We start from the raw sequence: 4,113 nt of genomic DNA, 5'->3' as shown, positions 1-4,113 counted from the left end.
AACCCATATGCGCGTGTAAGTTAGATGCGGAACGGCGACCAAGCCGTTTCCCGCATCCGGCGGCGGGCTCCCAGGCCCGCCCCTCTCTCGCGCACCGCGCACCGCAGCAGTTTCCGCCGTACACGCGCAGCCATAGGAGGTCGCATGGAGATCAGGTCCGCATTGCCCGTTGCCGTGCTCATCGGTTGTGTGCTTGGCGCAGCAGCCGCGGGGGCCGACGACACGAATGCGCCTGCAAGCTCCGTGGCCGCCCGAGGCATCGTCAGCGAGGCCGCCGCGGCGGTTTCGGAGGTTTCGTGGGACATCCCGGTGGTGCGCAACGAACCGGTGCAGAAGTTCGTGCGCATCTTCACCACCGGCAGCCAGCAGGACGCCTACGCGCTGTACCTCAAGCGTTCCGGCCGGTACGAGGGGATGATCCGCGCCAAGCTGCGCGAGCGCGGCATGCCCGAGGACCTGCTGTACCTTTCGATGATCGAGTCGGGCTTCAACCCCACCGCGCGCTCGCACGCGCAGGCCGTGGGGCTGTGGCAGTTCATCGAGGACACCGGCGAGCGCTACGGCCTTCGCGTCGATTCGTACGTGGACGAGCGCAAGCACCCGGAAAAGTCGACGGATGCGGCGCTGCGCTACCTGACGGACCTTCACGGGCAGTTCGGGTCGTGGTACCTGGCGGCGGCGGCGTACAACACCGGCGAGGGCCGCGTGGCGCGGGTGATGAAGGCCACGACGGGGAGCCAGCGGGGCAAGGACGCCGATTTCTGGCGCATCCGCGCCCGCCTGCCGCGCGAAACGCGCGAGTACGTGCCGCTGATGGTGGCCGCCGCGCTGATCGGCAAGGAGCCCGGGAAGTACGGGCTGGATGGGGTGAAGCGCTGGCTGCCGCTGGAGTGGGACGAGGTGGAGGTTCCCGCGGCCACGAAGCTGGCCACGGTGGCGGAGGCGGTAGGCGTGGGCGAGGCGGAGCTGAAGCGGATGAACCCGCACCTGGTGCGGGCGATGACGCCTCCGGGCAGGAAGCCGTACGCCGTGCGCATTCCCCGCGGCCGCGGCGACCAGTACGCCGCCAACTTCGCCACGGTGCAGCGCGTGGCCCTGGCCCGCGCCGAGGTGGAGCGCAACGCAGAGCAGCGGAAGGTGGCGGAGCGCCGGCAGGCGGAGCAGCGCAGGCTTGCGGCCGTCCGCCGCCACACGGTGCGCAACGGCGAGAGCCTGTGGACCATCGCCCGGCGCTACGACACCACGGTCAAGCGCCTGCAGGCCGCCAACGGCCTGGGCCGCCGGAACGGCATCCGCCCCGGCCAGCGCCTGCGCATCCCGACCTGACTGCCGGACGACGGTCGCCACGATAAGAACCGTGAGATGGTAAAACGAGCCCGGCCCGCGATTGCGGAGCCGGGCTTTTGTCATCCCGACGGAGCGGCCACGTACAACCCGCCGCCAGACCGAACTCCGCAGCGACCGAGGGATCCGCCACACACCACGGTCGCGCCACACGGTCCTCTCCACACGGAAGCAAGCCAGTCCGCGCAGGCGGACTTCGTGTGGTCGTTGCAGCGAATCCATTCGCCCGACGGTTACCGTGGCGCTCGAAAAAAGCAGGTTGGTGCGCTTCGGAGAGGGCCGTGCAGTCCCCGGGCTGCCCTCTCCCCCCGGCCCCTTCTCCCGCAAGCGGGAGAGGGGGAGAACTGCACTCTGGTCCGGTCGCGCCACATGGCCGAACTCGCGCTTGGGTAAGCCAGTCCGCGCAGGCGGACTTCGTGTGGTTGTTGCAGCGAATTCATTCGCCCGACGGAGCCCGGGCCCCGGAATGATCCTGCCCACTCGAGGAGCCAAGGCCCCAGCGTCCGACCATCGGCCCCCGCCGAGCGCCCTACCCCGCATCCCGCCCCCGCCCTACATTCCGCCGCCCGATCCGAAGCCGGTCCACGCACCCGAATCGAACGCACGTGACCATCCCCCGCCGCGCCATGCTGGTCTTTCTGGACGGCGTAGGCATCGGCCCGGGCGACGCGGCGTACAACCCGTTCGCCGCGGCCGATCTGCCAGGGATGGAGCGGCTCCTGGACGGACGCCGCCCCATCGCCGAGCAGCTGGATGGTGACGGCCGGATCGTCAGCGAACGGGCCGTGCTGGTCGCGGCAGATGCTTCGATGGGCGTCGAAGGACTGCCGCAGAGCGGAACGGGGCAGACGGCGCTCCTGACGGGGCGTAACGCCGCCGCTGAGTACGGGCGCCACTTCGGACCGTGGGTGCCCACGGACCTGCGGCCCATGCTCGCCGAGCAGAACCTGCTCCGCCGCGCGCAGACCGCGGGGCTGACGGTGAGCTTCGCCAACGCGTACCCGCTGGGCGGAGGCGACCCGCGCATCTTCCGCCGGCCCGCCGCGCCGCCGCTGGTCGCGGAGTCCGTGGGCGCGCTCACCCGCGGGCCCACCGAGCTGGCGGAGGGGCGCGCCGTGGCGTCGTCCATCACCAACGATCGGTGGCGCGAGCGCCTGGGCGACGACTTTCCCCAGGCAACGCCGGAGGAAGCCGGCCGCACCCTCGCGCGGCTGGCGTCGGAAGCGGATGTGACGCTGTTCGCGCACTACGACACGGACTACACGGGTCATCGAGGCGACCTCGCCGCTGCGGTCGCCGCGGTGGAGCGGGTGGACGCCTTCCTCGCCGCGCTCGCGGACGCGCTGCCCGATGACGCCCTGCTGGTGATCAGCAGCGACCACGGCAACCTGGAAGACACGCGCGCCGGGCACACGCTGAATCCCGTCCCCGTGCTCGCCATCGGCGCCGGGCGCGAGGCGTTCGCCGCGGTACGGTCGATCACCGATGTGGCGCCCGCGATCCTGATGGCGCTCGGGGTCGATCAGCGCGATGGAGAACGGAGGATGCCGTGAGCGAAGGCGGGATGATCTACGAGGAACTCGCGCCCATATCGCAATCGGCCGCCGACGCCGCATTCGCGTCGGGCGATGGGCGCGCAATCGGCCGCGCCCTCCTGCGGCTGGCGCTTCATGGACCAGACTGGCGCGTCGCGGAGCAGCACGCGCTCCGGCACCTGACCCACGATGATGTGTGGGTACGACGAAACGCCGCGACCTCGCTGGGGCATGTCGCCCGCCTCTCGCGCGATCTCGACGTCGACTCGGTCGTGCCCGCGCTCAAGGCCCTGCTGTCCGACCCGGAGGTAGGTGGATTTGCGGAGGATGCCCTCGACGACATCGAGGTCTTCATGGGCGTCCGGTGGAAGAACGGCCCGTGACGAGTCTTGGCGCCAACCCCGAAACTGACTGATGAGCTTCGCTTGACCCTCAGAACCTCTCGCCCGATCCGGGCTGTGCTGTACGACTTCGATGGGACACTGGCGGACAGCACCGAGCTGATCATGCGGTGCTATCGCCATACGATGGCCACCCACCTGGGCGAATGCCCGCCGGACGACGACTGGCTGAGCGGGTTTGGGATGACGCTGGATTCGCAGCTCCGCCGCTTCGCCCGCAGCGACGACGAGGCCGCGGCGATGCTCGACACCTATCGCACGTTCCAGGACGGCTTGCACGACCAGATGCTGAGGCCCTTTCCCGGCGCGGTCGAGGTCGTCGCGGAGCTGGACCGGCGCGGGTACTTGTTGGCTATCGTCACCAGCAAGCACCGCCGCGCGGCCATGCGCGGAATGGAGCTGTGCGGCCTGGCGTCGCACTTCGACGCCATCATCACCCCCGAGGACGTCACGCATCCCAAGCCGCACCCGGAGCCGGTGCTGGCGGCGCTGGAGCGGCTGGGCGTGGATGCAGAGGAGGCGCTGTTCGTGGGCGACTCGCCGCACGACGTGGCGGCGGGTCGGGCGGCGGGCACGCGCACGGCCGCCGCGCTGTGGGGCCCCTTTCCGCGGGAGGCGCTGGAACACTCGGGCCCGGACGCGTTCCTGCACACGCAAGCGGACGTGCTGGCGCTGCTGGACTGAGCAGGTGCGCGATGGCGTGGCCGTCCGCGCGGACGGCCTTCATCGCAGATTGGGAGCGGGCGCCGCCGGGGGAGAGGGACGGCGTCGGAGGGAGCGGCTACTTGAAGCGGTAGGTAATGCGGCCGCGGCTCAGGTCATAGGGCGACAGC

The 4,113-nt window shown here is 70.5% G+C and carries 4 protein-coding genes; all 4 read left to right on the top strand.

Going from position 1 to position 4,113, the window contains the following annotated elements; genetic code table 11:
• The first annotated feature begins 243 nt into the window (after positions 1–243).
• The 4 genes from VIB55_RS09320 to VIB55_RS09305 all read left to right on the top strand — a co-directional run bounded on the left by VIB55_RS09320 (position 244) and on the right by VIB55_RS09305 (position 3,964).
• The gene (locus VIB55_RS09320) at positions 244–1,326 is read left to right on the top strand and encodes a lytic transglycosylase domain-containing protein (protein ID WP_331876376.1); all 1,083 of its coding nucleotides are present in this window, start codon (positions 244–246) and stop codon (positions 1,324–1,326) included.
• A gap of 623 nt (positions 1,327–1,949) precedes the next feature.
• Positions 1,950–2,897: an alkaline phosphatase family protein gene (locus tag VIB55_RS09315; protein ID WP_331876375.1), complete on the top strand. Its 948-nt coding sequence runs from the start codon at positions 1,950–1,952 to the stop codon at positions 2,895–2,897.
• 11 nt (positions 2,898–2,908) lie between these two features.
• Positions 2,909–3,262: a hypothetical protein gene (locus VIB55_RS09310; protein ID WP_331876374.1), complete on the top strand. Its 354-nt coding sequence runs from the start codon at positions 2,909–2,911 to the stop codon at positions 3,260–3,262.
• A gap of 75 nt (positions 3,263–3,337) precedes the next feature.
• A complete protein-coding gene (locus tag VIB55_RS09305; protein ID WP_331876373.1) occupies positions 3,338–3,964 on the top strand; it encodes an HAD-IA family hydrolase in 627 nt (208 codons plus the stop codon).
• Positions 3,965–4,113 lie beyond the last annotated feature (149 nt).

It is taken from the genome of Longimicrobium sp. (assembly GCF_036554565.1).
GTDB lineage: Bacteria > Gemmatimonadota > Gemmatimonadetes > Longimicrobiales > Longimicrobiaceae > Longimicrobium.
The sequence above is the reverse complement of the archived record's forward strand: the minus strand, read 5'-3'. Positions and strand labels throughout refer to the sequence as shown.

What these genes read in the sequence shown, in the direction of transcription:
- VIB55_RS09310 (WP_331876374.1), top strand. Translation starts at nt 2,909, where the DNA reads ATGATCTACGAGGAACTCGCGCCCATATCGCAATCGGCCGCCGACGCC.